This window comes from Desulfovibrio sp. ZJ369, assembly GCF_011039085.1.
Taxonomy (GTDB): Bacteria; Desulfobacterota; Desulfovibrionia; order Desulfovibrionales; family Desulfovibrionaceae; genus Desulfovibrio.
On the sequence record NZ_JAAKEI010000078.1, the window covers coordinates 1 to 4,437 of the forward strand.

Genomic DNA, 4,437 nt, shown 5'->3' on the forward strand with positions numbered 1-4,437 from the left:
CTCGTCCTCACCTGCCAGGAAAAGCGCACCAAACGGGGCAAGCTCAGCACCCCCACGGAATACTTCCACAAGTTCTATGCGACGCTCCCGGAATGGCGCGCGGCCAACCTTTCGGCGCTTAACGTGGATGCCGTCCAGCCTGCGGGCATCAAGGGGCGCTATTCCTATACCTCCCACGTCCTCCTTTATGAGGGCTGCCCGCGCCAGTACCAGTTTTTCAAATACTGGGAGTTCAGCCCGGTGCGCGAAGGCCCCATGCTGTTCGGCCAGCTTGTGCATCAAACCATTGAAGACATCCACAAGGCCGTCCTGCGCGAGCAGCCGGAAAGCGTGACCGAGGACAATATCCGCCTCTGGTTCGATGTGAATTACGCCAACCTGAGCCACAAGGAGCGCGTCTATCTGGCCCCGCAAATCCGGGAGGTGGCGCTTGGCCATGTGCTGCGCTATGCGGAGCGCAAGCGCGGCAACTGGGCGGACATACGCGGCACGGAAGTGGATGTTTCGCTTGTGCGGGACGAATACATCCTGACGGGCAAAATTGATCTGATTCAGGGCAAGGGCGATACCGTGGAGATCGTGGATTTCAAGGCCACGCCCAAACCCAATCAGTACGCCGAACGCCACTTGCTGTCTCGCTACCGGCGACAACTGGAAATCTACGCCTACCTTGTGGAGCAGCGCCACGGCCTTGCCGTCAGTGCCATGAACCTCTACTATACGGGCGAGACATCCGGCGTGCCCACCTACCGCTTCCCCTTTGACGGCAAATCCGTGGACAAGACCATTGCTGAAGTGGACGCCGTGGTGGGCTGCATGGAGCGGAAAGAATTTGCCGTTCAGGAACGCACGCCAAAACTGTGCAAGGAATGTGACTTGCAGGCGTTTTGCAATAGGTGTGAATGATACAGGAACAACTATGCGGGTATCAAGAATTCAACTCAAGAATTGGAAAAATTTTAAGGAAGTGGATGTCAGGCTGAATGACCGCACATTTTTGCTGGGCGTCAATGCAGCCGGTAAATCCAACTTTCTTGACGCGTTTCGATTTATGCGTGACGTTGTTGAACATGGCGTCGGAAAGGCTGTGCAAGCCAGAGGGGGGATGAAGAAACTGCGTTGCCTCTACGCACGGCAGGAATCTTATATTCGACTTGCATTTACAATAGACAATACATGGAAATATGGAATTGATCTCATAAGTGATAAGACATTTCCTGTTTTGATAAAAAGGGAATATGTGCGGAAGAATGGGGAAGCTATCTTGAGACGCCCTGACAGGGCGGACAAAAAAGACAGACAACGCGCAACGCAGACGGCGCTGGAACAGGTAAGCGCCAATGAGGCCTTTCGAGAGATTGCGAACTTCTTCAGAAGCATTGAATATCGCCACATTTTGCCTCAGGTGGTTCGCGATCCGCAGGGCTTTTCCGCCGTGCCTGTTGTGAATGATCCCTATGGGCGAGATATTGTTCGGCATATATGGGCGACGCCGAAAAAGACACGCGAGGCCAGATTGCGGCGCATTGATAAAGCGCTGCAAATAGCCGTTCCCACGCTGTCCGAACTGAAGGTGGAAATGGACGAGAGCCGGGGGCAACCGCACCTGCGGGCAAAATTTCAGCACTGGCGTCCCAATGGGGCCATTCAGGATGAAAGCAGCTTTTCTGACGGAACCCTGCGCCTGATCGCCCTGTTCTGGATGTTTTTGGAAAACGGCGGGCCGCTCCTTCTGGAAGAGCCGGAACTTTCCCTGAATGAAGAAATTGTTCGCCGCTTGCCGGGCCTGTTTGCCAGGCTCGTTCGAGGGAAGCAGGGCCGACAGGTGCTTATTTCAACGCATTCGTATGCCCTCCTTGAAGATCCGGGTATTCAACCTGAAGAGATTCTGAAGCTGGAATCCGGGCAGGACGGGACAATCATTCAAGGCCCATCGGATGATGCCCAAAAACTGATGGAAAACGGGCTGAGTGCCGCTGAAGCTGTGCTGCCGGAAATCAGGCAGCACAGAATGAAACAACTGTCGTCTCTTCAGCTATGAAAATACATGTTGTTGCTGAAGGCAGGCTGGAAATCCCCGTTGCGTGCCGGCTTATCGCATTTTGTGGACATCAGCGTGGAACAGTCTATGAATTGAGAGGATCGGGCAATATTAAGAAAAAGGCAGTGACGTATGCCCGCCTTGCGAATGCGGAAACAGCCGTGCTTATCCTGACGGATTTGATGGACAGCGGAAGCCCTTGTGCCCTTGCCGCCCGAAGCCGTTATTTTGGGAGGCGTGCCGCTGGCATACCCCCGAACGTTCTTTTGCGGTTCGCTGTAAAGGAACTGGAAAGCTGGTTGCTGGCGGATCACGAAAACTTTTCCAAACTTCTGGGAATACGGGCGGGAAAAATTTCATCCCAGCCGGATGTGTTGCCAGACCCCAAAAAGTATATTGCGAAATTGGCGAGCCTTTCTCCACAAAAGGCGATCAAGGCGGATCTTATTTCCGCCTCAGGCAGACAAGGCAGATTATATATACCCAAAATGGAAGAATTCATCAATGAATCATGGGATATAAAGGCTGCCATGCGCCGTTCCCCCAGCCTGAAAAGATGTATCAATCGTCTTCGTGAACTGCATCCTGTTTTGCCATAAAAAGGAACCTCCATGCCCCAGCACACCCTCCCCGCCACGCCTCCCAAACAAAATGTAGAGGATATGACCTTCACTCTCCCGCAGCCGGAGCCCATCAAGGGCTTTCCCGAACTGCGCTGGACGGGCAAGCGTCCTTTTACCTCTACACAGTACTACCCGGCGCAGCTCAAGGAACGCTACGGCGATCCGGTGGACGGTTGGATGAACCGCATTTACTGGGGCGACAACTTGCAGGTCATGAGCCATTTGCTCAAGGAGTTTCGGGGCAAGGTGGATCTGGTGTATATTGATCCACCGTTTGATTCAAAGGCGGAATACAAGAAGACAATCTCTCTGAGAGGAAAAACAGAAGAATCGGATCTATCTAATTTTGAGGAGAAGCAATACAATGATATTTGGACAAATGATGAATATTTACAGTTCATGTATGAAAGATTAATTTTAATCAAAGAACTATTATCAGATTTTGGTTCACTATTCTTACATTGTGATTATAATAAAAATTTCTTACTTAGGAGTATTTTAAATGAAATTTTTGGAGGAAACAATTTTAATAATGAAATAATTTGGAAACGTAAATCTGCAACTTCTTACGCTGGTACAAAATTGGGAGTCGCCACGGATACGATTTTTTGGTTTTCCAAGTCAAATAAATTTATTTTTAATAAACTATATTTGCCTTTATCTGAAGATAATACACAAAAATATATATCTGAAAGATACAAATATGTTGATGAGAATGGAAGAAAGTATAAATTAGGTGATTTAGGCAACCCTGAATATCGTCCCAATTTAATTTATGAATATAAAGGTTGTTTACCGCCTGCAAATGGCTGGGCTGTATCTCTTGAAAAAATGAAACAGATGGACGCAGAAGGACGTCTGGAATTTCCTAAAAAAGAGAATGGAAGACTTATGCGAAGGCAGTTTCTTGATGAATATAAAGGTCAATTAATTCAGAACTTATGGCTTGATATTCCCATTGTGAATTCACAGGCTAAAGAACGTTTGGATTACCCAACCCAAAAACCGGAAGCACTGCTTGAGCGCATAATCCTTACCTCCACCACCCCCGGCTCCATTGTCTTCGACTGCTTCATGGGCTCCGGCACAACGCAAGCCGTGGCCATGAAGCTTGGTCGGCGTTTCATCGGGGCCGACATCAACCTGGGGGCCATTCAGACCACCACCAAGCGCCTGAACGCCATTATTGCCGAGAAAAAACAGGCCCGGCCCTCCCTGCTGGAAAACGACGGCAAGCCCTACTTGAATTTTGAGGTTTACAACGTCAATCATTACGACGTGTTCCGCAATCCGGTGCAGGCGCGGGACTTGCTGCTTCAGGCGCTGGAAATCGAACCGCTGGAATCCACCGATGTCTTTGACGGCATGAAGGACGGCTACAAGGTCAGAATCATGCCCGTCAACCGCATTGCCACCCGGGCCGACCTCAACCCTATCCTCAACGGCATCAATTACCGGGAAATGGAAAAGCGCATGGAAGCCGCTCCGGGCAGCCCGGCGGAACGTATCATGCTGGTCTGCATGGGGCACGAGCCGGATCTGGCCGCCAGCCTGAAAATGGACATTGGCGGCCACTACAGTGTGGATGTCAAAGTCGTGGACATCCTGCGCGACAGAAAGGATCTCACCTTCAAATACGATTCCGAAGCTGACGCGGCCGTGGAAAACGGCGAGCTGATCATCCGGCAGTTCTACCCCCGCAATCTCCTGCAAAAACTCTCCATCCTTGAAGAAAACGTGGAGGACTGGCGTCAGCTTGTGGAAACCGTGGCC

Annotated in this window: 4 protein-coding genes; all 4 read left to right on the forward strand. The window is 50.6% G+C overall.

The features are described 5' to 3' along the window. Positions 1-906: PD-(D/E)XK nuclease family protein (locus G7Y51_RS13145; protein WP_165178183.1), on the forward strand; the 906-nt coding region annotated here is incomplete at its 5' end. Between the two features lie 13 nt (positions 907-919). Continuing rightward, positions 920-2,041, forward strand: coding sequence for an ATP-binding protein (locus G7Y51_RS13150; RefSeq protein ID WP_165178185.1), 1,122 nt, complete (start codon positions 920-922; stop codon positions 2,039-2,041). Continuing rightward, positions 2,038-2,640 carry a DUF4276 family protein gene (locus tag G7Y51_RS13155; protein WP_165178187.1) on the forward strand — a complete coding sequence of 201 codons (603 nt, stop codon included), beginning with the start codon at positions 2,038-2,040 and terminating at the stop codon, positions 2,638-2,640. Before G7Y51_RS13150 ends, G7Y51_RS13155 begins: the two co-directional genes overlap by 4 nt. Positions 2,641-2,652: 12 nt before the next feature. Next, on the forward strand, positions 2,653-4,437 hold a 1,785-nt coding region (locus G7Y51_RS13160), incomplete at its 3' end, for a site-specific DNA-methyltransferase (RefSeq protein ID WP_165178189.1).